Source organism: Aurantimonas sp. C2-5-R2 (assembly GCF_036549495.1).
Classification (GTDB): Bacteria; Pseudomonadota; Alphaproteobacteria; order Rhizobiales; family Rhizobiaceae; genus Aurantimonas; species Aurantimonas coralicida_A.
Genome location: NZ_JAZHLJ010000030.1, coordinates 15,137 through 39,405 on the forward strand (window position 1 = coordinate 15,137; position 24,269 = coordinate 39,405).

A 24,269-nucleotide genomic window follows, 5' to 3' on the forward strand; every position below is an offset into this window, starting at 1 on the left:
ATTCCGCCCAAGCTGATCGGGCGAGGAGGCTAGGCAGCGCCTTTTCTTGCGAACGTCATCCGGCCGGCATGGACCGCGAAGCGGCGGCCGGCGGACCAGATCGAAAGTCCATTGGGAGGGACGACGATGGCCAATGTCTCGCTGGGCGTGCCGCCGACAGCCAAGGCGATCGCGGCCGAGAAGCAGGGAGCGGCGGGCCGCTCCGATCTCTCCCGCCAGCGGCTGAAGTCGGCCTGGCTGTTTCTGACCCCGATGCTCGTCGTGCTGGCCCTCGTCGCCGGCTGGCCGCTGCTCCAGACGATCTGGTTCTCCTTTACCGATGCCAGCCTCGACAACATCGCGGGGGCCGAGTTCGTCGGATTCCGGAACTATTGGGAATATGTCGATTACGGCGATGGGGAGGGCGAATATTTCGGCCTCCTGTTCGATCCGCAATGGTGGAACTCGGTCTGGAACACCGTCTACTATTCGGTGATCTCGGTCTCGATCGAAACAAGCCTGGGTCTCGTCTTCGCCCTCGTTCTCAACGCCGAGTTCAAGGGGCGCGCCCTGGTGCGCGCGGCGGTCCTCATCCCCTGGGCGATCCCGACGATCGTCTCGGCGAAGATGTGGGCCTGGATGATGAACGACCAGTTCGGCATCCTCAACGACATGCTGATGACGATCGGCGTCCTGTCCGCCCCGGTCGCCTGGACGGCGACGCCCGAGACAGCGATGTGGGCCGTGATCATCGTCGATGTGTGGAAGACGACGCCGTTCATGGCGCTGCTCATCCTCGCAGGCCTGCAGATGGTGCCCGGCGATGTCTACGAGGCCGCCAAGATCGACGGCATCCATCCGGTCAAGGTGTTCTGGAAGGTGACGCTGCCACTGATCCGGCCGGCGATCCTCGTCGCCGTCATCTTCCGCGCGCTGGATGCGCTGCGTGTCTTCGACCTCATCTATGTGCTGACCCCGAACAACACCGATACCAAGACGATGTCGGTCTTCGCCCAGGAAAACCTCTTCCAGTTCGACAAGTTCGCCTATGGATCCGCGGCCTCGACGCTGTTGTTCCTGGTGATCGCCTTCATCACCCTGTTCTACATCAAGGTCGCCAGACTGAATCTCGGGGGAGGACGCTGACATGCCGGTCGTCATCAAGCGGACTGCCTTCTACGCCCTCGTCGTCGCCATCGTCCTGTTCTCGATCTTTCCGTTCTATTACGCGATCCTGACCAGCTTCAAATCCGGGACCGCACTGTTCCGGGTGAACTATTTCCCGACGGATTTCTCGCTGGTGAACTATCGCGGCATCTTCGCCAGCGGCGAGTTTCCGACCAACATCCTCAATTCGGTCATCGTCGCCTCGGTCGTCGTGGCGATCTCGCTGTTCCTTGCGGTGACCGCCGCCTATGCGCTGTCGCGGATCAATTTTCGCGGACGCGGGCTGTTGCTGTTGACCATCCTCGCGGTGTCGATGTTCCCGCAGATTGCGGTGCTAGCCGGGCTGTTCGAGATGGTCCGTGTCACCGGCCTCTACAACACACTGTTCTCGCTGATCTTCGCCTATATGATCTTCACCCTGCCGTTCACCGTCTGGGTGCTGACGACCTTCATGCGCGACCTGCCGATCGAGATCGAGGAGGCGGCGATCGTCGACGGCGCCTCGCCCTTCACCATCGTCGTCAAGGTATTCCTGCCGCTGATGTGGCCGGCGCTGGTGACCACCGGGCTGCTGGCCTTCATCGCGGCGTGGAACGAGTTCCTGTTCGCGCTGACCTTCGTGTCCAACAACGACACGCGGACCGTGCCGGTGGCGATCGCGCTCTTATCGGGCGCCTCCGAGCAGGAAATTCCCTGGGGCACGATCATGGCGGCCTCCGTCGTGGTGACGGTGCCGCTGATCGTCCTGGTGCTGGTTTTCCAGCGCAAGATCATTTCCGGCCTGACCGCCGGCGGAGTGAAAGGCTGACATGCGGACGACGCGGCAGACTGACGATGCTTCCATGACGACCTATTGCGCGGATGCCTCGCCGAGAGCCGCCACGGCGGATCGCGACTGGTGGCGCGGCGCGGTGCTCTACCAGATCTATCCGCGCTCTTTCCAGGACTCCGACGGCGACGGCATCGGCGATCTTCCTGGCATCACCCGCCGGCTGGCCTATGTCGCCTCGCTCGGGGTCGACGGCATCTGGCTGTCGCCCTTCATGACCTCGCCGATGAAGGATTTCGGCTACGACATCTCCGACTATCGCGACGTCGATCCGCTGTTCGGAACGCTTGCGGATTTCGACGCGCTCGTCGCCGAGGCGCACCGGCTAGGTTTGAAGGTGGTGATCGATCAGGTGCTGTCGCACACCTCCGACCGCCACCCCTGGTTCGTCGAAAGCCGCCTGAGCCACGACAATTTCAAGGCGGATTGGTATGTCTGGGCCGATCCCAAGCCCGACGGAACCCCGCCGACCAACTGGCTGTCGGTGTTCGGCGGCTCGTCCTGGGAGTGGGACTCCAAGCGCCGGCAATACTACCTGCACAATTTTCTCGCCTCACAGCCCGATCTCAACTTCCACAACCTGGATGTGCGGGCGGCGCTGCTCTCCGACGTCCGCTTCTGGCTCGATCGTGGGGTCGACGGGTTTCGGCTCGATACGGCGAATTTCTACTTCCACGATCGCGAATTGCGGGACAATCCGCCGCTCGAGGCCGCGCTCCAGTCCGAGGTGATGGCCTCGCGCAACCAGCCCTATAACTGGCAGGCGCATATCTACGACAAGAACCGACCGGAAAACCTCACCTTTCTGAGGGAATTCCGGGCGTTGCTCGACGAATATCCGGCCGCCACCTCGGTCGGCGAGGTCGGCGAGCGCATCCACGGCGCCGAGCTGATGGGCGAATACACCGCCGGCGGCGACAAGCTGCATATGTGCTACGCCTTCGACTTCCTGTCGGGCCGGATGCCGGCGGTCGTCGATCTGACCGGCACGCTGCGACGCTTCGAGGCGGCCGCGGCCGACGGCTGGGCCTGCTGGGCGTTTTCCAATCACGATGTCGAGCGGCACGCGACGCGCTGGGCCGAGGATCACCACGAAGCCGACAAGGTTCTGCGGCTCGCGGCCGGTGTTCTGTTGACGCTGCGCGGCTCGGTCTGTCTCTACCAGGGCGAGGAACTGGGGCTGGTCGAGGCCGACATTGCCTATGAGGATCTGGTCGATCCCTACGGTATCAATTTCTGGCCGGAAGTGAAAGGGCGCGACGGCTGCCGCACGCCGATGGTCTGGGAGGCAGACGTCGCCAATGCCGGTTTTTCGACCGGCAGGCCCTGGCTGCCCGTCGCCGCCGGGCACAAGGACCGCGCCGTCGATGCGATGGAGGCGGAGCCGGACTCGCTGCTTGATTTCTACCGGGCGTTCCTGCGCTTCCGCCGCGCCCATCCGGCGCTCGCCAAGGGCACGATAACGTTTCTGCCGTCGCCGCCGACGGTTCTGGCGTTCACGCGTGAGCATGACGGCGCGCAGCTCGTCTGCGCGTTCAATTTTGACGCCGCGGCGACGCATTTCGATCTGCCGGCGGGCACCGTTCCAACCGCGCTGCCCGGACATGGATTTTCAGGGACGGCCGACGGGGCGACGATTCGCCTCGGCGGCTTCGACGGTTTTATCGGCAGGCTGTGAGGCAAGCGCGCGCGGCTGGAAGGGAGACAGGACCATGGCGAACCTCAAGCTGACCGGTATCAGAAAGGCCTACGGACAGGTGCAGGTGCTGCACGGCATCGACCTCGACATCGAGCCGGGCGAGTTTATCGTCTTCGTCGGCCCCTCTGGGTGCGGCAAATCCACCCTTTTGCGGGTGATCGCCGGTCTCGAGGACATCACCGGCGGAACGCTCGAGATCGACGGCGAGGTCGTCAACGGCCGGACCCCGAAGGAGCGCGGGATCGCCATGGTGTTCCAGTCCTACGCGCTCTATCCGCACATGAATGTCTACGACAACATGGCATTCGGCCTGAAACTGGAGAAAAACAACTCCAAGCAGGAGGTCGACCGGCGGGTTCGCGAAGCGGCGCAGATCCTGCAGATCGAGTCCTATCTCGACCGCCTGCCCAAGGCGCTTTCCGGCGGCCAGCGCCAGCGCGTCGCCATCGGGCGGGCGATCACCCGCAATCCGAAGGTGTTCCTGTTCGATGAGCCGCTGTCCAACCTCGACGCCGCGCTGCGTGTCCAGACCCGGATCGAGATCGCCCGGCTGCACGAGCGCATGGCCGGCACGACGATGGTCTACGTCACCCACGATCAGGTCGAGGCGATGACCCTCGCCGACAAGATCGTGGTTCTCAACCAGGGCCATGTCGAGCAGGTCGGATCGCCAATGGAGCTCTACAATCGGCCAGACAATCTCTTCGTCGCCCGCTTCCTTGGCTCGCCCTCGATGAACATCCTGCCGGCGACGATCGAAGCGACGGGGCAGCAAACCCGCGTGCTACCGACGGGCGGGCGCTCGGTGACGCTACCGATCGCCTCGCCGCCAGACGCGAAGGGCAGGCCGGGCCATCTCGGCATCCGGCCGGAGAACCTCGTTTTATCCGACAGTCCGGACGCGCCGTTCAGCGGCGAGGTCATGCTGACGGAGTCGCTCGGCGAGGTCACGCTGGTCTATGTCGACATCGGTCGCACCGACGAGCCCTTCGTCGTCAAGCTGCCGGGGGAGGTGACGATCGCGCGGGGAACCACGGTGGCGTTGACGGCCGACCCCGACGCGATGCGGCTGTTCGGCGAAGACGGCAAGGCGATGCGAACGGCGCCGCAGCGCGTCGCCGCCTGACGGACTGAAAAGGGACACTGCCGAAAGTGGCGATCCTGGTTTGCGTCAGAAGATGCTGGCGCCGTTGTCGGCGGTGCCGACCGCTGCCCGGAAGGCTCCGAACAACTCGCGCCCCAGCCCGTATTCGTTGCCGGACAAGTCCGGCTTTGCCGGCTCGCGGGCGTCGAATTCGGCCGCGTCGACCAGGATTTCAAGCGTGCCGTTTTCGCCGTCGAGCCGAATCATGTCGCCTTCCTGGACCCGGGCGATGGCACCGCCCGCCTTGGCTTCCGGCGTCACATGGATCGCCGCTGGAACCTTGCCCGACGCGCCCGACATCCGGCCGTCCGTCACCAGCGCGACCTTGTGCCCGCGATCCAAAAGCACGCCGAGAAGCGGCGTCAATTTGTGCAGTTCCGGCATGCCGTTCGCCTGCGGTCCTTGGAAGCGGACCACGGCGATGAAATCCTGATTGAGGTCCCCGGCGTCGAAGGCGGCCTTCAGATCGTTCTGGTCGTGGAAGATCTTGGCCGGCGCCTCGACGAGGCGGCGCTCGGGCTTGACCGCCGAAACCTTGATCACGGCCTTGCCCATGTTGCCGGTCAGCATTCGGACGCCACCATTCGATGAAAACGGCTGATCGGGCGTGGTCAGCACCTTCGGGTCGCCGCTCTCCTTCGTTGCCGCCACCCGCGTCACGGATTGCCCATCGTCGGCGAGCCGAGCCTCGACGGCGTAAGCGCTCAAGCCCTGGCCCCAGGCGGTGCGGACGTCCTCGTGCAGCAGCCCCCGGCCGAGCAACTCGCGGATCAGGAAGCCCATGCCGCCGGCTGCCTGGAAGTGGTTCACGTCGGCGAGGCCGTTCGGGTAGACCCGCGCCAGCAGCGGCGTGACGTCGGACAAATCGGAAATGTCCTGCCAGGTCAGCTTGATCCCGGCCGCAGCCGCCATCGCGACGAGATGCATGGTGTGGTTGGTCGAGCCGCCGGTAGCGTGCAGGCCGACGACGCCGTTGACCACGGCGCGTTCGTCGACGACCAGCCCGGCCGGCGTGTATTCGTTGCCGAGCGCGGTGATGGCAAGCGCCCGCTTGGTTGCCTCCTTGGTCAGGGCATCGCGCAGCGGCGTGTTCGGGTTGACGAAGGACGAGCCCGGTGTGTGCAGGCCCATGATCTCCATCAGCATCTGGTTGGAGTTCGCGGTGCCGTAGAAGGTGCAGGTGCCGGGTCCGTGGTAGGATCGGGACTCGGCCTCGAGCAGCTCATCGCGACCGACCTTGCTTTCCGCGTAAAGCTGACGGATGCGGCTCTTCTCGTCGTTCGGAAGCCCGGTTGTCATCGGCCCGGCTGGGACGAAGATCGCCGGCAGATGGCCGAAGGTCAGCGCCGCGATGGTCAGGCCCGGCACGATCTTGTCGCAGACGCCGAGATAGACGGCCGCGTCGAACATGTCGTGGGAGAGACCGACCGCCGCCGCCATGGCGATCACGTCGCGCGAGAACAGCGACAGCTCCATGCCGCCCTGTCCCTGGGTCACGCCGTCGCACATCGCCGGAACGCCGGAGGCGACCTGCGCCGTGGCGCCCATTTCGCGCGCCGCCTCGCGGATCAGTTCCGGATAACGTTCGAACGGCTGATGGGCCGAGAGCATGTCGTTATAGGCGGTGACGATGCCGAGATTGGGCGTCTGGTCGCCGGACAACCGCTCCTTGTCCACCGGCCCGCAGGCGGCGAAGCCGTGGGCGAGATTGCCGCAGGAGAGCGTCGAGCGCTTCGGCCCCTCGGCGCCCTTGGCGGTGATGCGCGCGACATAGGCCTCGCGGGTCGGCGCCGAGCGCTCGCGAATGCGATCGGTAATGGCTTCGATGCGAGGATCTGCGGTCATGGTGTCGACCTTCTTGGCAGGAGGAAGTCAGGGCGCCCAGAATACGTTCAGCGGCTCGGTCCGCGGTGCTCGCAGCACCGCTCGAACCGGGAGGTCCGTTGCCGCGCCGTCCTTGAGCGCCGTCTCGTAGACGGCGAGCTTTTCCTCCCCCTCGATATGGAGGGCGAGGAGGCGCGCGTCGACCAGCAGCGGCAGTGTGAGGGTCACGCGCGGCTCGCCGGCTCCCGGCGCGCGGATCGCGACGACCGGCTCGTTCGTCGCCATGTCGATCGCCTGGGCCAGATTGTCTGCGTCGGGGAAGAACGAGGCGGTGTGGCCGTCGGCGCCCATGCCGAGGATGGCCGCGTCGAAAGGACGGGCCAGCCGCTGGAACCGCTCGCCGAGGTCGGTCAGCGCGTCTTCGGGCGTCGGCGCATCCATGTAGAGCGGCACGAAACGAGCTTGCGCCGCGCCATTCTTGAGCAAGTGTCGGCGTAGCATGGCCGCGTTCGACCGCTCGCTGGTTTCCGGAACCCAGCGCTCGTCGACCAGAGTGACGCGGACATTGCGCCAATCGATGTCGGCCTCGGCCAGGCGCTCGAAGAAGCGCTTCGGCGTCGAGCCGCCGGAGACCGCTAGCGTCGCCGAGCCGCGCGTGGCGATCGCGCCGGCGAGCACGGCGGCGACGCCGGTGGCCAGCGCTTCGGCGAGCGCCTCGCGCGTTTGATAGCGATGCAGGATGGGAGCGGGGATCATCGCATCCATCAATCGGGCTCGTGCCAGGTGCGCCCGTCGCGTTCGATCAGTGCGACGCCGGAGGACGGCCCCCATGTGCCGGCGGTGTAACCCTGCGGCTTCATGCCCTTCTCCTCCCAGGCATCGAGAATCGGGTCGACCCACTTCCAGGCGGCCTCGACCTCGTCGCGCCGCATGAACAGCGTCTGGTTGCCGCGGATGACGTCCATCAGCAACCGTTCGTAGGCGTCCGGATTGCGCACACGGAACGACTCGGCAAAGCTCATGTCGAGCGGCACATGGCGTAGCCGCATGCCACCCGGGCCAGGGTCCTTGATCATCAGCCATTGCTTGACGCCCTCGTTGGGCTGCAGGCGCATGACCAGCTGGTTCTGGACGATATTGCCGGCGGCTCCGGCGAAGATCGAATGCGGGATCGGCCGGAAGGTGACGACGATTTCCGACATGCGTTCCGAGAGCCGCTTGCCGGTGCGCAGGTAGAACGGCACGCCGGCCCAGCGCCAATTGTTGATCTCGGCCTTGATCGCGACGAAGGTCTCGGTATCGCTTTCGCCATTGCCGAGATCGTCGAGATAGCTCTTGACCGCGGCGCCGTCCGAAGCGCCGGCCTTATACTGGCCCCGTACGGTGCGGCTTTCGACATTCGAGGCGTCGATCGGGCGCAGCGCGCGCAACACCTTCAGCTTTTCGTCGCGCAGCGCGTCGGCATCGAGGGCCGCCGGCGGCTCCAGCGCGACCAGGCACATCAGCTGGACGATATGGTTCTGCACCATGTCCCGCAACGCGCCCGACTTGTCGTAATAGCCGGCGCGACCTTCCAGACCGACCGACTCGGCGACGGTGATCTGCACATGGTCGATATGGGCCGAATTCCAGATCGGCTCGTACAGGGCGTTGGCGAACCGCAGCACCATCAGGTTCTGCACGGTCTCCTTGCCGAGATAGTGGTCGATGCGGAAGACCTGCTCCTCGGTGAAATGATCGGCGATGATCTGGTTGAGTTCGCAGGCTGATTTCAGATTGCGACCGACCGGCTTCTCGACGACGAGGCGCATGTTGGCCGTCGACAATCCCTTTTCGCCAATCTGCTTGGCGAAATCGGCGAACAGCGAGGGGCCGACCGCCAGATAAAAGGCGCGAATGCGGTCTTCGCCCGCCTCGTCGAGCAGGGCGCGCAATTCGTCCCAGCCTTCGTCGGCGCGCGCGTCGACCTTGCGGTAGTGGAGCCGCGACAGGAAGCGGTCGACCGATACCTGATGCATGTCGGCTGCGTCGACGTGCTTGGCGAGGGCCTGGCGGGCGAAGGCGCGGTAATCCTCGTCGGATATCTCGCTGCGGGACGCGCCAATGATGCGCGAGGCGTCGGGTATCTGGCCATCATGATCGCGATGGTAAAGGGCCGGCAGCAACTTGCGCTCGGCAAGGTCACCATTGCCGCCGAAAACGACATAGTCGAATGGCTCGACGGGTATGATCTGGCTGGACATCGCTCGTCTTTCTGTCGCGGAGGGCCGACATCGGCCGCGCACGCGATCTGCTTAGTCTAATCGATTGAATTTTTCCATACCCCGGAAAAATTCGATCCCCTTCTTATTAGGCTCGCGCTCCTCGCTCGTCCTTGCGACGCGCGGCGGCGCGCGCGATCGCCTCCACCACCTCATGTCCGGCAAATGGCTTGCGGATAGCCTCGACTTCGGGAGGGTTGTCTTCGGGCAATTCCAGCCTCTCACCGTAACCGGTGACGAAGACGAAGGGGACGTTCTTGCGGTTGAGCGGTCCGATCAGGGAAAAGCTGGTTTCAGCGCCGAGATTGACGTCGAGCAGCGCCACATCGAAAGTTTCGGTCTCGATGAGCTGGCGGGCCTCGGCAAGGTTGGCGGCCGTGAAGACCTTTTCCATGCCATTGTCGAGCAGCAGTTGCTCGGTGTCGAGCGCAATGATGACACTGTCCTCGACGATCAGGCAGCTCAAACCGTCCAACGTCACGGCCTCGCTCCTCGGAGCCGCTTTCGCCTGCGGTGTCGCCTCGCTCGGGGTTTGCCGGTCGCCACTGTCCAAATGGAAGGCCGAAGCCGGGAACAGAAAGCGTGCGGTCAGACCTGACTCCGGATAAGTCACCTCCGCCTCGCCGCGGAGATCGTGGGGAATCGCGCGCTCGATGATCGTCGAGCCGAAGCCGCGGCGCGTGGGTGGCGAGACCACCGGGCCATTACTCTCGTGCCAGTGAAGCTCGCAAGAGCCGTCTGCCGCGATCGTCCAGCCGGCACGCACGACTCCTTTCGTATCGGAGAGTGCGCCGTATTTCGCCGAATTGGTCACCATTTCGTGGAACACTAGCGCCAGGGTGGAAAAGGCATTCGCCTCGATAAAGATATCCGGCCCCTCGAGATGAACGCGGCCGGCGTTCCGACCGACATAGGCCTGCACTTCGGTCTGGATGATGTCGCCCAAGCGTTGGGCGACATAGGTCTGGCGGGTGATTTGGTCGTGGGCCCGCGCCAGCGCCTGGATGCGCCCGCCAATGATGCCGCCAAATTCCTCGACCGAATCGGCTCCCGCCTGGCTTTGCCCGACCAGGGCGCGGATCAGGCTGAGAATGTTGCGAACCCGGTGGTTGAGTTCGGCGATGACGAATTCCTGATGCTGGGTGGCAAGGTCGCGATGGCGCGCATTTTCCTCGTTGAAATGCAACAGCACTTCCAGAAGTGAAACCCGCAGAGCCTCCGCCCGCTTCAGCTCCGACTCCGTCCAGCTACTACTCCTGCCGACCACCGACTCCTTCCAGACCTCGAAGCTCTCGCGTGGGGTCAGCCGCGGCCCATTCGGCCCCATCACAGTCTGCTTCTTGGTGGGATTGCCGGCCCAACTGACGGTCTGGACGATCTCCTTGCGGAAGAACAGAAGGTAATCCCGCGGACTGCGGGAAAGCGGGATCGCCAGCATGCCGGCAGCCTGATCCGTGAAAGCGGCGGCGTCCGGGGAGACCTCGCTCAGCTTGTCGCTCGCATAGACCTTGCTGGCGGAGGCACGGTTGAGGAACCGTGCGAGTTCGGCGATTTCCTGCGGGTTCGGGCATTGACCGAAGGTTCGGGCCTCGTCTTCCGCCCAGACCGCGAGCCCGTCGCAGGCGATGAAGTCGCGCAGCTCTTCGGCATGGTCGGCAAGCGACGTGACCGAGGGTGTCGCTGCGACGAGTTTGCTGATGTAGCGATCGTGCAGGTCGCGCGCCACCTCGTCGGCCTCACGACGCTGTTTGTGGATCCGGCCCTCGATGACGAAGGAGGCCATCTGGCCAAAGAGCTCGATGGCGCTTCGCAACTCCATCGGCAGGTGCCGCGCCGCGTAGTGATGCAGCGCGAACAGGCCCCAGAGCTTGCCGTCGATCACGATCGAGATCGACATCGATGCCGAAATCCCCATGTTTTTCAGATACTCGACGTGGATCGGCGAAACCGCCCGCAGCAGCGAAAGCGAAAGATCCAGGGGTCGCCCCTCGGGGCTGAGCGCGGGCGTGATCGCAACCGGTTCGGCATCGACATTGGCGATGATCCGGATCTGATTACGGATATAAAGCGCGCGTGCCTGCTGCGGAATATCGCTTGCCGGATAATGGAGGCCGAGAAACGGCTCGTAGCCGCCGCGCACGGATTCGGCGATGACAGCACCGGCACCGTCATCATGAAATCGATATAGCATGACCCGGTCGAACCCGGTTACGGCCCGCAATTGCCGCACGCATTCGCGATAGAGCGTCTCCAGATCGTGCGCTTTCTGGATGCGCAGTATCATTGCTTTGACGAGCGCGCCGGAATCGGCCGAGCGTCGCGCGGAGGCCGGCTCCATCTCCAACACGATCGAATCGCCCGATCGGTGGATAGCGACATCGAAATACTGTCCGTTCTCCAACACATCGATCGCGAAGAGCCGCTCCGAGCCGTCATTGTTCGACAGCACCTGCAGGCGCCCCCGCACCGCGTGCATCGTCGATGCCGGCAAGATGGTGACGAGCGGCACGCCGAGAAGATCGTCCGCCGATTTGCCGACGAAATCGCCGATATTGATCGACGCGTGCCGGACCATCCAGTCGGCGGTGACCGCGATCAGAAAGCCGAATTCCTGGATGCGACCCAGCAGATGAATGGGCTCGCGATCGCAGTTCGACAGATCGACCTGAAACGGAACAGCGGCGTCGGTGGTCACGATGGGACGTTCCCGTCTTCGGGTGGGTGTGGGAAGCCGGCGATGGCGGCATCAAACAGGGCGAAAGCGGCATTCGCGGCCGCGAGCGCGCGAGCGCGATGGGGCGCGGCGTATATGGCGACCGACAGGTCGTTCATCCGGTCCCGGAAACCGTCGGCGCGTGCCGCCGCCTCCAGATAGGCGGTCGAAACTCCCGGCCATCGCCGGGCAAGGCCGCGTGCCAGGAAATCGCGATGGATGAACCGGGCGCCGAGCCGCGACCCATCGAGCACATAGGCAATGCCCGCTGCCTCCGGGAGCCCGACGGGGCGAACGGGGAAGGGGATAGGGGCGGCCGGATGCAATCCCATTTGCCGCATGTCCGATGCCAGCGCCGGCAGAAGGATCGTCCGCAAGTTCGAGCCGATCGTCGCGTCGAGCCCCGCATGTCCTGAGAGAAGCGGTTCCAGGGCCGAATGCGCCGCATGATTCATGGCGATGAAACGTTGATAGAGGCCGGGATCCGAGGCTTCGGTCATGCCCTCGAAAATCCGGTCGAGGGCAGCATGGCGATCCGTGGTTCCGGAGCGCAGCAATTGTCTCAACGAAGGGGCCGACGATGGTCCGTCCAGGGGGCTTGCGAGCGCGGCATCAGTCATGTTGCATTCGGGTATCGTCCGGCTGGGATTGAGCTTGTGGCGGCGTAACGTCAACCCTAGCCGCAAACGCAGAGGCGCGGCAATTGTCGTTCGTGTCCGCAACCTGCTGCGCGTGCCTTTCGGTGCGCGCTCGGCGCGGCTGTCTGGCGTCGTTTACCACTTACCACAAGCCGTAGTCGGCCTCGCGCCTACGCCGGAACTGCGTCCCCAAAAAACCCAAAGGGCCACCTTCCGGCGGCCCAGCGGCACGTCTTGTCAGGTGGGCTGACTCAGCTGACGTAAGCGGCCCGATCCGCATTCGTCTCCAGCAACGCAGCCCTCAGCTTTTCCAGCGCTCGCGTCTCGATCTGTCGCACCCGCTCCTTGGAAATCCCGAGCTTGAGACCGAGCGCTTCCAGTGTGGCGCCATCATCCTGCAGGCGGCGCTCGCGAATGATCTTTAGCTCACGGTCGGACAGGACATTCAGGGCGCTGTTCAGCCAAGTGACGCGGCGCTCGTCGTCGATCGAGTCGGAAACCATTTGATCGGGCAGGGGGTCGTTGGACACCAGGAAGTCCTGACGATCGGCGCTGCCCGACTCGTCCTCCATCAACGGCGCGTTGAGTGAGGAATCCGGCCCGGAGAGGCGGGAATCCATCAAGGCCACGTCGCCTTCCGAAACCTTCAGCGCCGTCGCGATCTCGCGGTACATGGCCACGCCGGTCAGGCTCTCGGAGCCTTGGCTCAACCGTGCGCGCAACCGGCGAAGGTTGAAGAAGAGCGCCTTTTGCGCCGACGAGGTGCCGCCGCGGACGATCGACCAGTTGCGCAGGATGTAGTCCTGGATCGAGGCGCGGATCCACCATGTGGCATAGGTCGAAAACCGGACCTCGCGTTCCGGCTCGAAGCGCGCGGCCGCCTCCAGGAGGCCGACATGGCCTTCCTGGATGAGGTCGCTCATGGCGAGTCCGAAGTGCCGAAATTTCGAGGCCATGGAGATGACCAGCCGCATGTGGGCGGACGTAATCTTGTGAAGCGCTTCCTGATCGTGCTGCTCCTTCCAGCGGACGGCGAGATCGTACTCTTCCTCCCGTTGGAGGTAGGGCGCGGACATCGCTGCGCGGATCAAGGTGCGGCCAGCGGATTGGGATTTCATTTTTTACCCTCCAGTCAAGCTTTCGAGGCTCTTGAGCCTGTTGCGCGAAGCTGTTTGGGAATCCGCGCCTGGTCTGTGCAAAACGCACATCACCCGCAAACGTTCCCGGAGGGGAAAACTTTTTAGGGGAATGTAGAGGGGAAAGGTCTTAGGGCAAGATCAGGCGCGATCCGAGGTCGCAAATCATGATGAGCCTCAATCCATCATGCGCAATCGGGCGGTCGCTGACAAGCCGCCATCACGAAAATCTTCCTTCCGGGCGACAACGGACCACGCAGCAGGCTTGTCGAAGGCGCGGGCCCAGCCGCGCGAACGAATGAGGCCGGCCCTCTGTTCGAGCGGCCGGCCTCATTGGATGTCGGACAGGAGCCTGACGGCGCAACTTTCGTTGTGCCGAGATCAGGCCAATCGATCGCGTGTCAGGCGGCTTTTACCTGTTCGGTCTCGCTGTTGTCGGTCGCCGGCGTGGCTGCGGTGGCCTCTCCATTGGCGTCGGAAACGGCCTCGTTCGCTTCGGCTTCGGCTTCGGCTTCTGCTTCCGCCTTGCTGAGACGCTTCGGACCCTTATTGAGGTTGGTTTCGATCAGGCGAACCGCTTCCGTCTCGGACACCTCGTTGACGGCGGCGAGCTCGCGCGCCATCCGGCCGAGCGCGGCCTCGTAGAGCTGGCGTTCGGAGTAGGACTGCTCCGGCTGGCTCTCCGCGCGGTAAAGATCACGCACCACTTCGGCGATCTGAATCAAATCGCCGGAATTGATCTTCGCATCGTATTCCTGGGCACGACGGCTCCACATGGTCTTTTTGACCCGGGCGCGTCCCTGCACGACCTTCAGCGAACGCTCGACGAAATCCGTTTCGGAGAGTTTGCGCATGCCCACAGACTCGGCCTTGGCGACCGGCACCTTCAGGCGCATCTTGTCTTTCTCGAAGTCGATGACGAACAGCTCGAGCTTCATGCCCGCGACTTCCTGTTCCTCAATTGCGACGATCTGGCCCACGCCGTGAGCCGGATAGACGATGCTCTCGCCGGTCTTGAAGCCCTGGCGGGTTAATGTCTTCTTCTGACTGCTCATACGCTTTTTATAACTCCCTGTTGTGCCTGGCCACGCCAGCGGCTAGACACGGGTGACGACGCTGGCGCCGCCGATTGCACGGGTCCTTCGGAAACCGATCGGACCGCAGTCGTTGGGTTCAGGTCGTTCGCATCCTCACGGGTTCCGCGCAAACCATCCGGTGTTGCGCAGCCGTGGTGTTCAAGAGGATGAGGGAGCGACCTTTCGGAAAGACCCACGGGGCGAGATGGCGTGGCCTCGCGGCCACAACGCCCGACTGTTTTTCCACACTACACTGTTCTGGCGAAAAATTCAAGGTTTTTGGGCGTTTAAGCGTTCTTCGTGCGGCGCAGCATCGCGAGCGCCTGCGAATCAGGCGAATCGTTCCGCCGCCCATGACCGGCCGTGGTCTCCTGTGCCCCGAGTGCCCCGTATTTGGGAGGGCCGTTTCCGTCAGCGGTAGGGGACATCCCGTGGCATGTCAGGTCGCGGGCAGGTCTCCACTGGCCATGTCGACACCTATACGAAAGTGAAGATAATCGGCGTTGAACTCGCCGATCCGTGCCAGGGCCGGCCAGTTCTTGATCACCATGCGTGAGCGCTCGCGCTCGATCAGCCCTTTGAGTTTGAGTTCCTGCAGCACGCGATTGACCGTCACGACGGTCAGGCCAAGCGCGTCGGCCAGTTCATGCTGGGTCAGCGGAATACGGTAGACGTTTTCGGGTGACAGCCCCACGGATCGCAACCGCATCGCGAGTTCGCATAGAAGATGTGCCGTACGGCTTGTGCCAGACAGGCGACCCAGTCCCACGATCCATTCGCGGAAGATCGCGCCGTCAATCAACGTCTCAAGCCATAGCGCCGCCGCGATGTTCGGATGTGACACGCACAGCGACCAGACGGCCTCATGCGATACGAAGCCGATCAGCGATCGCGTTGTCGCCGCGAAGCTGTGGTCCATGATGTTGATATGCAGGCTGTGGAGGTCGGGAATGTCCCCCGGGACGTGAAACGCAATGATCTGCCGCTTGCCCTCGAAGGTGTGGCGATAACGGCGCGTAAAACCGTCGATCAGGATGCAGCATTGCGTGACGTGCTGACCTTCGCTGACGATATCGACCCCCGCACCCACCTCCCTGACCAGGATTGGCAGCCGGGCCAGCGCCTCCCGGTCATCGTCATTGAGATCGGCCACTAGATCGAGGCGCCGTATCAGAACCCTCTGTGCCGCATCCGCCAATGGTCGATTCTCCCCGCAACACTGCGAACCTCTGCGTCGGCCGTGCCTTCGCAGCCTGCGGCGCCATAGCTAGCACGTCGGTCCGGCGCAGGGCCGACAAACATCGTAGCCGTGACGGCGAGGCCGCCTCACAGCCGATCGAGCGCCCGTTCGGCCAGGCGCTGCCAGTAGCTTGCGCCGAATGCGATCGCCGTGTCGGCGAAATCGTAGGCAGGATTGTGGAGGCTGGCGCTGTTGCCGTTGCCGATGAACACATAGGCCCCCGGCTTTTCCTCCAGCATGTAGGAGAAATCCTCGCCGGCCATCATCGGCTCAGCGTCGGCATTGACATTGTCCGCGCCGACGATCTCCCGGGCGACATCGGCGCAGAAATCCGCCTCCGCCGGATCATTCACCGTGATCGGGTAATTCCGATCATAGGCGATCGCGGCGGTGGCGTCGTGCGCGGCACAAATGCCGCGCGCGATCTCGTGGATGCGCTGCTCGGCGAAATCTCTCAGGCCCTTTTCGAGCGCACGCACCGTGCCGGACACGATCGCCGTGTCTGGTATGATGTTGTGGGCGAAGCCGGCGTGAAACTGCGTCACCGAAACGACCATCGATTTCAACGGGTCGGCGTTGCGGGCGGCGATCGCCTGGAGCCCCTGCACAAGTGCTGCGCCGATGAGAATCGGGTCGATCGTGCGATGGGGCAGGGCGGCGTGCCCGCCGCGCCCCTCGATCGTGATGGCGAATTCGTCGGTCGACGCCATGGTGGCGCCATGGCGCATGCCGAACTGGCCGACCGGCATGCCCGGCAGATTGTGCATGCCGTAGACCTTGGCGATCGGAAAACGCCGGAAGAGACCGTCGTCGAGCATCGCCTTGCCGCCGGCCCCGCCTTCCTCGGCGGGCTGGAAGATCACCGCCACCGTGCCGTCGAAGGCGCGCGTCTCGCAGAGGCTGCGGGTAGCGCCCAGAAGCATCGCCATGTGGCCGTCATGACCGCAGGCGTGCATGGCCCCGGGGGTCCGAGAGGCATATTCGAGGCCGGTTTCCTCCACGATCGGCAGCGCGTCCATGTCGGCCCTCAGCCCGATCATCGGGCCGCCGGCGCCGCCGCGACCATGGACCAGCGCGACGACGCCGGTCTTGCCGATGCCGGGAACGACCTCGTCGCAGCCGAACGCGCGCAGCTTGCCGGCGACGAAGTCCGCCGTCTCGAACACGTCGTAGAGAATTTCCGGCCGGGCGTGGAGATGCTGGCGCCATCCCGCGATCTCGGTCTGCGTTTCGGCAATTCGGTTATTGACAGGCATCGATACTTTCCGGTTTTCCTGATGCAGGCTAGAATCCTGGCGCATTCATCGGCGGCAACTGTAACACGCCATGCTTGCGTCACAGCTTGGAGCTAAGCGCCCCGTTGAATCGTTCAGGTTCAGCAAAGTGCGCAGACTGACCGCAATCAATGAAGGAATCCAGCGTGAAGACGCTTGCCTCCCGTCATTTTCAATTTTTGACCGCGGCCTGCCTCGCTGTGGCGTTGCTCGGCGTGATGCCGATCGCGGGCCGCGATTCGCGCGCGATGGCCGCCGAAGATACCGCGCAGCCGATGGCGTCGATCGTCGTCGATGTCGAGACCGGGAAAGTGCTGTCACAGGATCGCGCGACCGAGCGCCGTTACCCGGCTTCGACGACCAAGCTGATGACCGCCTACCTCGCGCTGAAAGCTTTGCGCGAGGAGCGTGCGGCGCTGGACACGCCGGTGGTCATGACCCGCCGCGCGGCGGCCGAGCCGCCCAGCAAGATGGGCTATCAGCCCGGCTCGGTTATCCGACTCGACAACGCCTTGCGGATGATGCTGGTCAAGTCGGCAAACGACGTCGCCTACGCCATCGGGCAGACGATCGGCGAGGGCTCGATGGAGAATTTCGTCGCCATGATGAACGACACGGCGAAGAGGCTCGGGATGCTGGATACGCGGTTCATCAATCCCAATGGCCTGCCCGGCGACGGCCAGTACGCGAGTGCCAAGGATCTGGCCATTCTCGGCGTCGCCATCCGCCGGGAGTTTCCGGCCTTCTCGGACTTCTTCAACACCGAGGCGATCTCCAACGGCAAGAGGGTCATGAACAACGGCAACAAGCTGCTCGGCCGCTTCGACGGGGCCGACGGCATGAAGACCGGCTATATTTGTGCCTCCGGGTTCAATCTGGTGTCGTCGGCGACGCGCGACCGGCGCACGCTCGTCGCCGTTGTCATCGGCGCCAACGGCACCATTGAGCGTGAACGTAACGCCGCCGAGATCCTGGAAGCTGGTTTCAAAGCCGATCTCGCGAAAATCGACACCACCATCGACGAATTGCCGACAGCGAGCGGCGAACCGCTCGACGTCAGCGGCTATATCTGTTCGGCCGAGGGCCGCTCGGTCCGCGCCAATGACCGCGTCGAGGAAAAGGAGCGCGAGGAGACCTACGGCTCACCGTATCTTCACGAGATGAATCGTTCGCCCGTCGCGCTTCAGGTCGGTCTTGGCGGAGCAGCCGGCAACGCCATCGCCGAGCCGGGCATCTCCTTGATATCGGCCTATGGCATCCCGCTGCCCACGCCACGGCCCAGTCGGTCGGAGGATGTCGCCTTAACGTTGCCCGAATCCGTAAACGCCCTTGTGCCGCCCGTCGTGGCCGCCGATGTCGGCGTCTTCGATCAGGTGGTGGGCGGTGACGAGAACGAACCACCGCCCCTGGACGCGGCGCCCGCCGAAGCCGCGGACATGACCGTGTCGATCGATCCCGGCCCGGTGGGCGGCAAAACCTCGCGGTTCGGAATTTACCGTGACGATCCGGCAACCGGCCTGGCGCGTCAGCCGGCGGCGCTCCGTTGATGCATTCGTCTTGACCGCCTCGGTTTTCGACAAGGCGCGGCGACCGATCCGGCTGACCATCCTCACCGGGTTTCTCGGGTCCGGCAAGACGACGCTGCTCAACCGTCTGCTTCGCGAGACGGCCGTGACCAATACGGCTGTCGTCGTCAACGAGTTCGGCGAGGCCGGGATTGACCAGCTCCTCGTCGAGACGGCGTCGAGCGACGGGGTCATCGAATTGTCGGATGGCTGCCTTTGCTGCAGCGTGCGCGGCGAACTCGTCGAAACCCTCATCACGCTGGCGACGCGCCCGCGCCCCAGCGGTGATTCGGCGCTGGAGCGGGTGATCATCGAGACCACCGGTCTCGCCGACCCGGTTCCCATCCTCGCCTCGCTGATGACCCATCCGGGCCTTTTGGAAACCTATGCGCTGGACGGGGTCGTCGCGGTGGTCGACCGGCTGGCCGGCGCCCGGAACCTGGCCGAGCGGGAAGAGGCACAGCGGCAAGTGGCGGTCGCCGACCGAATTGTCCTCACCAAGTCCGACCTGGCGTCGGAGACCGGAGCCGAGTCCCCGGACGCGGCTATCGCCGCGCTGAATTCGCGTGCGCCGGTCATCGACGCGGGCGACGGGCGCGCGCTGGCGTCGCGCCTGCTCAATTGCGGCGTCTACGATCCAGCTTCTGGCACCGCCGATCCCTACCGATGGCTGGGCCTGGAATCCGGCGCCGAACTTCACCCTTCGGCAGCCCGCGACGATGCTCACGGCGCCGATGATAGCGCCTTCCCACATCATCACCACGGGCACGACCACCACGGCGCGGTGCGCTCGTTCTCGATCGTGTGCCGCGAACCGGTGGCTTGGGACGCCATCGACGGGTTTCTCGATCTTCTGCGCTCGACCCAGGGCCAGCGCATCCTGCGCATGAAAGCGCTGGTTTATACGCGCGAATACCCGGAGCGCCCGGTCGTGCTGCACGGCGTGCAGGGCTATTTGCACCCGCCCGCGCAGCTTCCCGCGTGGCCGGCCGGCGCGAACCGGGAAACGCGGATCGTCCTGATCGGCGAAGCGCTTCCAGAAACCTATGTCCGTGATCTCTTCGCTGCCTTCACAGGCGGGGTTCGTACTGATGCGCCCGACCGGGCCGCCCTCGAAGCCAACCCGCTGGCGGTGCCGGGACATCGCTTCCGCTGACCGGATCGCTTCCGGCGGCACGCCTGCCGCCTTGCTTGCCCAAGGGAGTCCTCCATGAGTACCGTCTCGATCGATCCCCAGACCATCGTCGATTTCTGGCGCGAGGCCGGTCCGGAGCGATGGTTCGGCAAGGACGCCGAATTCGACGAGACCATCCTGCGGCGCTTCGGCGACATCTACGAACAGGCGGTCCGCGGCGAACTCCAGGCGTGGCGGAGCGATCCGACGGGAGCGCTGGCGCTCGTGATCCTCCTCGACCAGTTTCCTCGCAACATGTTCCGGAACACGCCAAAAGCCTTCGCGACGGACGACCAGGCGCTGGAAATCGCCCGAGAGGCACTCGCCCGCGGCGACCATCGAACGGTCGCGGAGGACGTGAACCAGTTTCTCGCCATGCCGATGATGCATTCGGAGATTCTGGCGGATCAGGATGCTTGCGTCGCGTGGATGGGTGAGATCGGCGACGAGAGCAATGTCGCTTTCGCCAGGGAACATCGCGACATCATCGCCCGGTTCGGACGTTTTCCCCACCGCAACCTAATTCTCGGTCGGGAATCGAGCGAATCCGAACGGCAATTTCTCGCGGATGGCGGGTTCGCCGGGTAAATTCCCCCGCCAGCCCTTAGCGGCGACTGATTCTTAAGGCTATGGCGCTAATCCTTTGCAGGAGAACCGATCGGATTCGTGCGTGAGAAGCGCAAATCGCGTCGAATGACTGCATTTGGATCATCGAGTTATGGCAGCCAAGCCTCTAGTCGACGAGTTGTTCGTTCCGCCTCTGGCCGCTCCCGAGATTGCGCTGGCCGGCGGAGCTGAGCTCGTCCACGATCCGGAGCGCGACATCGCCGTTTCGCGCGGCGATACTATCCGCCACTTCTCCATCTATGCCCCGATGGCCGCGTTCGGTCTGGTCGAGGAACTGTCGCATCTGTCCCGCCGGGCGATCGAGCCGAACGTCTTCTTCGATCCGCAGTTTCTCGTGCCGGCCATGCCGCGACTCGACGAACGCAAGGTCCGGCTCATGGTGGTTCGCGACGAAGCCGGCTCTCGCAGCAGGTTAAGGCTTTTGATGCCGTTTTCGCTGGAACGGTCGGCGTCCGTCGGCGGGCCCGCGACGATCCGCGCCTGGACGCATCCGTTCGGTCCGCTGGGCACGCTGCCCGTCGATGGCGACGATCCGGCCGACACGCTGGCGAGCTTTCTCGAAACCATCGCAAGGCCTGAATTCGCCCTGCCCGATGTCCTCGTCCTGCCGGATGTCCGCATCGATGGAGCGATGGCGACGACCCTTCTGGCGGTAGCGAAGGAACGCGGCTTGCCGGCCACCTGCGTCAACGGTTTTACGCGTGCGGCGCTGCTCAAGGACGCCGACGGCGAACCTCACAACCTGTCGGCTCTTTCGGGCCGGCGCCGGCGCGAACTCGCACGTCAGCGCCGTCTGCTCGAAGCCACCGGTCAGGTCAGTTTCGACGTCGCCCGCACGAAGGCGGATGTCCAACTGGCGCTGGAGGATTTTTTCGTTCTGGAGGCCAGCGGCTGGAAGGGCCGGCAGCGCAGTGCCCTGATCACGGACCGCTATCGCGCGGCTTTCGCCCGCGAAGCGGTCAATGCTCTGGCCGCCGACGGACGGGTGCGCGTCTTCACGCTCAAAGTGGGGACGCGGACGGTGGCCAGCCTTGTCGCCTTCGTTGATCGTGGCGAAGCCTACACCTGGAAAAGCGCTTATGACGAGGCCTTCGCTGCCGCCTCGCCGGGGCAGCAGATCGTTGCCGAAGCGACCCGCGCCTTGCTGGCGGATCCAGCCGTCAAGCGCGCCGATTCCTGCGCCATGCCGGACCATTTCGTCATGAATCGATTCTGGTCCGACCGGATCGAGATCGCGACCATCGTTCTCGGGCTGAATCCGAATGGCGCGCGGCGCGTCGAAGCGGCGGCGAAAGGCCTTTCGTCGATGCGCCGCTCGCGCAACTTCGCCCGCCTGATGCGCGAGCGGCTGCGGGCCATGCTGTCCTTTTCATAGAGGGGCCTATCCCGCACGGCAGGCGTCGTGGAAGTTTGTGCTTTCCGACGTCTCCAACCCGGCTTCCTGCTTCGCCTGTTCCCGAAACACCCGGCGGACGATCTTGCCGCTCGTCGTCAGCGGCATCTCGCCGACGAAGGCGACTTCGCGCGGATATTCATGGGCCGACAGCCGCTCGCGCACGAAGCGCTGGACCGAGGCCGCGAATGCGGCATCCGGCGCATATCCGTCGGCTGGCACGACATAGGCCTTGACGATTTCGGTGCGCATCGCGTCCGGCTTGCCGACGACGGCGGCAAGGGCAACCCCCGGATGGGTCATCAGGCAATCCTCGATCTCACCCGGACCGATCCGATAACCCGCCGAGGTGATGACGTCGTCCTCGCGCCCGAAGAAGGTGACATAACCCTCTTCGTCCATGACGCCCTGGTCGCCGGTCGTCAGCCAGTCGCCGGAAAACTTTGCCGCCGTTGCGGCCGGGTCCTGCCAATAACCGAGAAACATCACCGGATCGGGTGCCTTGACCGCGATCGTCCCGGTCTTGCCGCGCGCCACCTCGCGCCCGTCCAGATCGAGGATGGCGACGCGGTGGCCGGGCACCGGTTTGCCGATCGCGCCGGCGCGCGACACGCCATAAGCCGCCGACGATCCGAGCACCATGTTGCATTCGGTCTGGCCGTAGAACTCGTTCACCGTCAGCCCAAGCGTCTGCCGCGCCCACAGGAACGTGTCGCGCGGCAGCGACTCGCCGGCCGAGCCGATGGTGCGAAGATCGAGGCCGGCGACCGCGTCCGGGCTGGCGGCGCCCTTCATCATGCGCAGCGCCGTCGCGGGCAGGAAGGCGTTGCGGACCTTCTGCCGCGCCATCAGCGCGAAGGCCTCTCCGGCCTCGAACCGCGCCTTGGTGAAGACCACCGGCACCCCGAGGAGAAGCGACGGCAACAGCGCGTTGAGCAGGCCGCCGGCCCAGGCCCAGTCCGACGGCGTCCAGAGACGGTCGCCGGGTTTGGGAAAGCCTTCGTGGTGGAAGCGCATGCCCGGCAGATGCCCGAGCAGCACGCGATGGCCGTGCAGGGCGCCCTTCGGCGGGCCGGTGGTGCCGGAGGTGAAGATGATCATAGCCGGGTCGTCCGGCGTCGTGTCGGTGGTTCCGACCTCCGGGGCCGCTTGCGTTTCAAGCTCGGCAAAGTCGAGAACGCCGGGCTTTTCCGTCCCGACCGCGACGATCTCGGCGAGATCCGGCAGCGGCCTATCGACAGCGGCAAGCGTGGCAAGCCCGGCGGTGTCGGTCACCACCATGCGCGCGCCCGATGCCTGCAGGCGAAAGCCGAGCGCCTCCGGCCCGAAACGCAGCGCCAGCGGCACGGCGATGGCGCCGAGGCGATAGACCGCCAGATGCGCGATCGCCGCCTCGAAGCTTTGCGGCAGCACGATCGCGACCCGGTCGCCGCGCCCAACGCCCCGCGCCGCGAAACCGGCCGCCAGCCGCACGGAGCGACGCGAAAGCTCGGCATAGGTCAGCGTTTGCGCCGCGTCACCGCCGCGATCCTCGATCAGGCATATCCGGTCCGGCTCGCGCGCTGCCCAGACATCGGCGCAGGCCGCCGCGATGTTGAAGCGGCCCGGCAGATTCCAGCGGAAGCTGGCGTAAAGATCGGCATAGGATGATGATGTGGTCATGTCGTCCAGAACAGCGCCGGAACATTGGTGCCCCTGGCCGGAATCGAACCAGCACTCCTTGCGGAACGCGATTTTGAGTCGCGCGCGTCTACCAATTCCGCCACAGGGGCGAACGGCCTCGGCCATTCGACGCGGGACTATAGCCGCAACGGGTCCTCGGTCAATGCCGACGGCCCTGCTTCTGTGCAATGCGGTAACGACAATTGCGTTTGCGCCGCGTTCGTCCTATGCGCCAGCCATGCGCGCGGGCCTCGTCTCGCACCCCAGGTTTGGAACCCGCCATGCTCCGCCGCCTCTATGATTGGGTCATGTCCCTGGCCGCGACCCGCCATGCGGAACGAGCGTTGGCTGCGGTGTCCTTCATCGAAAGCTCGGTTTTTCCGATCCCGCCGGACGTGCTGTTGATCCCGATGGTGATCGCGGACCGGGCGAAGTGGTTCCGAATCGCCTTGGTCTGCACGGTTGCTTCGGTGCTCGGGGCGTTTCTCGGCTATGCCATCGGCGCCCTGTTTTTCGACCTCGTCGGCCGGCCGATTCTCGAGCTCTACGGCAAGGCGGATGCTTTCGCCGAACTGACGGCCCGCTACAATTCCTGGGGCGGCTGGGCGGTGCTGTTCGCGGCGATGACGCCGTTTCCCTATAAGGTCCTGACGATCTTCTCCGGCGTCACCGGGCTCAATCTGCTGACCTTCACCGTCGTCTCGATCATCGGCCGGGGCGTGCGGTTCTTCCTCGTCGCCTGGCTGCTCAACCGCTACGGGGCGCCGATCAAGGGGTTCATCGAGAACAATCTCGGCATGCTCTTCACCCTCTTCATGGTTTTGCTCGTCGGCGGCTTCGTCGTGCTGCGGTATTTGATGTAACGGAT

General features: G+C 64.5%; 19 protein-coding genes and 1 tRNA gene. 9 read left to right on the top strand and 11 right to left on the bottom strand.

Annotation, left to right across the window (positions count from 1 at the left end):
- Positions 1-126: 126 nt before the first annotated feature.
- Genes VQ044_RS13860 through VQ044_RS13875 form a run of 4 tightly spaced genes read left to right on the top strand, consistent with a single transcriptional unit; the run spans position 127 to position 4,800 of the window.
- A complete protein-coding gene (locus tag VQ044_RS13860) occupies positions 127-1,125 on the top strand; it encodes a carbohydrate ABC transporter permease (protein WP_442872922.1) in 999 nt (332 codons plus the stop codon).
- 1 nt (position 1,126) lies between these two features.
- The gene (locus VQ044_RS13865; protein ID WP_327647787.1) at positions 1,127-1,954 is read left to right on the top strand and encodes a carbohydrate ABC transporter permease; all 828 of its coding nucleotides are present in this window, start codon (positions 1,127-1,129) and stop codon (positions 1,952-1,954) included.
- A gap of 34 nt (positions 1,955-1,988) precedes the next feature.
- Positions 1,989-3,653: a beta-galactosidase BglA gene (gene bglA, locus VQ044_RS13870; protein WP_327647788.1), complete on the top strand. Its 1,665-nt coding sequence runs from the start codon at positions 1,989-1,991 to the stop codon at positions 3,651-3,653.
- A gap of 34 nt (positions 3,654-3,687) precedes the next feature.
- Complete coding sequence (locus VQ044_RS13875; RefSeq protein ID WP_327647789.1) at positions 3,688-4,800, top strand: ABC transporter ATP-binding protein; 1,113 nt, start codon at positions 3,688-3,690, stop codon at positions 4,798-4,800.
- 45 nt (positions 4,801-4,845) lie between these two features.
- Here the strand turns inward: VQ044_RS13875 and edd are convergent, their stop codons facing one another.
- The 9 genes from edd to VQ044_RS13920 all read right to left on the bottom strand — a co-directional run bounded on the left by edd (position 4,846) and on the right by VQ044_RS13920 (position 16,962).
- Complete coding sequence (gene edd / locus VQ044_RS13880) at positions 4,846-6,663, bottom strand: phosphogluconate dehydratase (protein WP_327647790.1); 1,818 nt, start codon at positions 6,661-6,663, stop codon at positions 4,846-4,848.
- A 27-nt stretch (positions 6,664-6,690) separates the two neighbouring features.
- Positions 6,691-7,398: a 6-phosphogluconolactonase gene (gene pgl, locus VQ044_RS13885; protein ID WP_327647819.1), complete on the bottom strand. Its 708-nt coding sequence runs from the start codon at positions 7,396-7,398 to the stop codon at positions 6,691-6,693.
- An 8-nt stretch (positions 7,399-7,406) separates the two neighbouring features.
- Positions 7,407-8,885 carry a glucose-6-phosphate dehydrogenase gene (zwf, locus tag VQ044_RS13890; protein WP_327647791.1) on the bottom strand — a complete coding sequence of 493 codons (1,479 nt, stop codon included), beginning with the start codon at positions 8,883-8,885 and terminating at the stop codon, positions 7,407-7,409.
- Between the two features lie 106 nt (positions 8,886-8,991).
- On the bottom strand, positions 8,992-11,598 hold the full coding sequence (locus VQ044_RS13895) for an HWE histidine kinase domain-containing protein (RefSeq protein WP_327647793.1): 2,607 nt from the start codon (positions 11,596-11,598) through the stop codon (positions 8,992-8,994).
- A complete protein-coding gene (locus VQ044_RS13900; protein ID WP_327647795.1) occupies positions 11,595-12,116 on the bottom strand; it encodes a hypothetical protein in 522 nt (173 codons plus the stop codon). Before VQ044_RS13900 ends, VQ044_RS13895 begins: the two co-directional genes overlap by 4 nt.
- Before the next feature lie 389 nt (positions 12,117-12,505).
- Positions 12,506-13,372, bottom strand: coding sequence for an RNA polymerase factor sigma-32 (locus VQ044_RS13905; protein ID WP_327626164.1), 867 nt, complete (start codon positions 13,370-13,372; stop codon positions 12,506-12,508).
- A 419-nt stretch (positions 13,373-13,791) separates the two neighbouring features.
- On the bottom strand, positions 13,792-14,445 hold the full coding sequence (locus VQ044_RS13910) for a CarD family transcriptional regulator (protein WP_327626163.1): 654 nt from the start codon (positions 14,443-14,445) through the stop codon (positions 13,792-13,794).
- A 460-nt stretch (positions 14,446-14,905) separates the two neighbouring features.
- A complete protein-coding gene (locus VQ044_RS13915) occupies positions 14,906-15,664 on the bottom strand; it encodes a Crp/Fnr family transcriptional regulator (RefSeq protein WP_327647797.1) in 759 nt (252 codons plus the stop codon).
- 128 nt (positions 15,665-15,792) lie between these two features.
- On the bottom strand, positions 15,793-16,962 hold the full coding sequence (locus VQ044_RS13920; protein WP_327647799.1) for a M20 aminoacylase family protein: 1,170 nt from the start codon (positions 16,960-16,962) through the stop codon (positions 15,793-15,795).
- A gap of 164 nt (positions 16,963-17,126) precedes the next feature.
- On the opposite strand from VQ044_RS13920, the gene VQ044_RS13925 reads away from it, so the two are divergent.
- From VQ044_RS13925 to VQ044_RS13940, 4 genes are all read left to right on the top strand, one after another.
- Entirely contained in the window at positions 17,127-18,527 is a 1,401-nt protein-coding gene (locus tag VQ044_RS13925) for a D-alanyl-D-alanine carboxypeptidase family protein (protein WP_327647800.1), read from the top strand.
- Positions 18,528-18,537: 10 nt separating this feature from the next.
- Positions 18,538-19,701 carry a CobW family GTP-binding protein gene (locus VQ044_RS13930; RefSeq protein ID WP_327647802.1) on the top strand — a complete coding sequence of 388 codons (1,164 nt, stop codon included), beginning with the start codon at positions 18,538-18,540 and terminating at the stop codon, positions 19,699-19,701.
- 54 nt (positions 19,702-19,755) lie between these two features.
- Complete coding sequence (locus tag VQ044_RS13935; RefSeq protein WP_327626159.1) at positions 19,756-20,307, top strand: DUF924 family protein; 552 nt, start codon at positions 19,756-19,758, stop codon at positions 20,305-20,307.
- 130 nt (positions 20,308-20,437) lie between these two features.
- On the top strand, positions 20,438-21,721 hold the full coding sequence (locus VQ044_RS13940; RefSeq protein ID WP_327626158.1) for a GNAT family N-acetyltransferase: 1,284 nt from the start codon (positions 20,438-20,440) through the stop codon (positions 21,719-21,721).
- 6 nt (positions 21,722-21,727) lie between these two features.
- Here VQ044_RS13940 and VQ044_RS13945 read toward each other — a convergent pair whose 3' ends face one another.
- Together VQ044_RS13945 and VQ044_RS13950 are read right to left on the bottom strand one after the other, a co-directional pair.
- Positions 21,728-23,401 carry an AMP-binding protein gene (locus tag VQ044_RS13945; RefSeq protein ID WP_327647804.1) on the bottom strand — a complete coding sequence of 558 codons (1,674 nt, stop codon included), beginning with the start codon at positions 23,399-23,401 and terminating at the stop codon, positions 21,728-21,730.
- Positions 23,402-23,426: 25 nt separating this feature from the next.
- Positions 23,427-23,511 (bottom strand) — tRNA-Leu (locus VQ044_RS13950).
- Positions 23,512-23,682: 171 nt separating this feature from the next.
- On the opposite strand from VQ044_RS13950, the gene VQ044_RS13955 reads away from it, so the two are divergent.
- Entirely contained in the window at positions 23,683-24,264 is a 582-nt protein-coding gene (locus VQ044_RS13955; protein ID WP_327647805.1) for a YqaA family protein, read from the top strand.
- Positions 24,265-24,269: the final 5 nt, after the last annotated feature.

Coding starts and splice junctions, on each gene's coding strand:
- VQ044_RS13860 (WP_442872922.1), top strand. CDS start 127: ATGGCCAATGTCTCGCTGGGCGTGCCGCCGACAGCCAAGGCGATCGCG.
- VQ044_RS13865 (WP_327647787.1), top strand. CDS start 1,127: ATGCCGGTCGTCATCAAGCGGACTGCCTTCTACGCCCTCGTCGTCGCC.
- bglA (WP_327647788.1), top strand. CDS start 1,989: ATGACGACCTATTGCGCGGATGCCTCGCCGAGAGCCGCCACGGCGGAT.
- VQ044_RS13875 (WP_327647789.1), top strand. CDS start 3,688: ATGGCGAACCTCAAGCTGACCGGTATCAGAAAGGCCTACGGACAGGTG.
- edd (WP_327647790.1), bottom strand. CDS start 6,663: ATGACCGCAGATCCTCGCATCGAAGCCATTACCGATCGCATTCGCGAG.
- pgl (WP_327647819.1), bottom strand. CDS start 7,398: ATGATCCCCGCTCCCATCCTGCATCGCTATCAAACGCGCGAGGCGCTC.
- zwf (WP_327647791.1), bottom strand. CDS start 8,885: ATGTCCAGCCAGATCATACCCGTCGAGCCATTCGACTATGTCGTTTTC.
- VQ044_RS13900 (WP_327647795.1), bottom strand. CDS start 12,116: ATGACCGAAGCCTCGGATCCCGGCCTCTATCAACGTTTCATCGCCATG.
- VQ044_RS13905 (WP_327626164.1), bottom strand. CDS start 13,372: ATGAAATCCCAATCCGCTGGCCGCACCTTGATCCGCGCAGCGATGTCC.
- VQ044_RS13910 (WP_327626163.1), bottom strand. CDS start 14,445: ATGAGCAGTCAGAAGAAGACATTAACCCGCCAGGGCTTCAAGACCGGC.
- VQ044_RS13920 (WP_327647799.1), bottom strand. CDS start 16,962: ATGCCTGTCAATAACCGAATTGCCGAAACGCAGACCGAGATCGCGGGA.
- VQ044_RS13935 (WP_327626159.1), top strand. CDS start 19,756: ATGAGTACCGTCTCGATCGATCCCCAGACCATCGTCGATTTCTGGCGC.
- VQ044_RS13940 (WP_327626158.1), top strand. CDS start 20,438: ATGGCAGCCAAGCCTCTAGTCGACGAGTTGTTCGTTCCGCCTCTGGCC.
- VQ044_RS13945 (WP_327647804.1), bottom strand. CDS start 23,401: ATGACCACATCATCATCCTATGCCGATCTTTACGCCAGCTTCCGCTGG.
- VQ044_RS13955 (WP_327647805.1), top strand. CDS start 23,683: ATGCTCCGCCGCCTCTATGATTGGGTCATGTCCCTGGCCGCGACCCGC.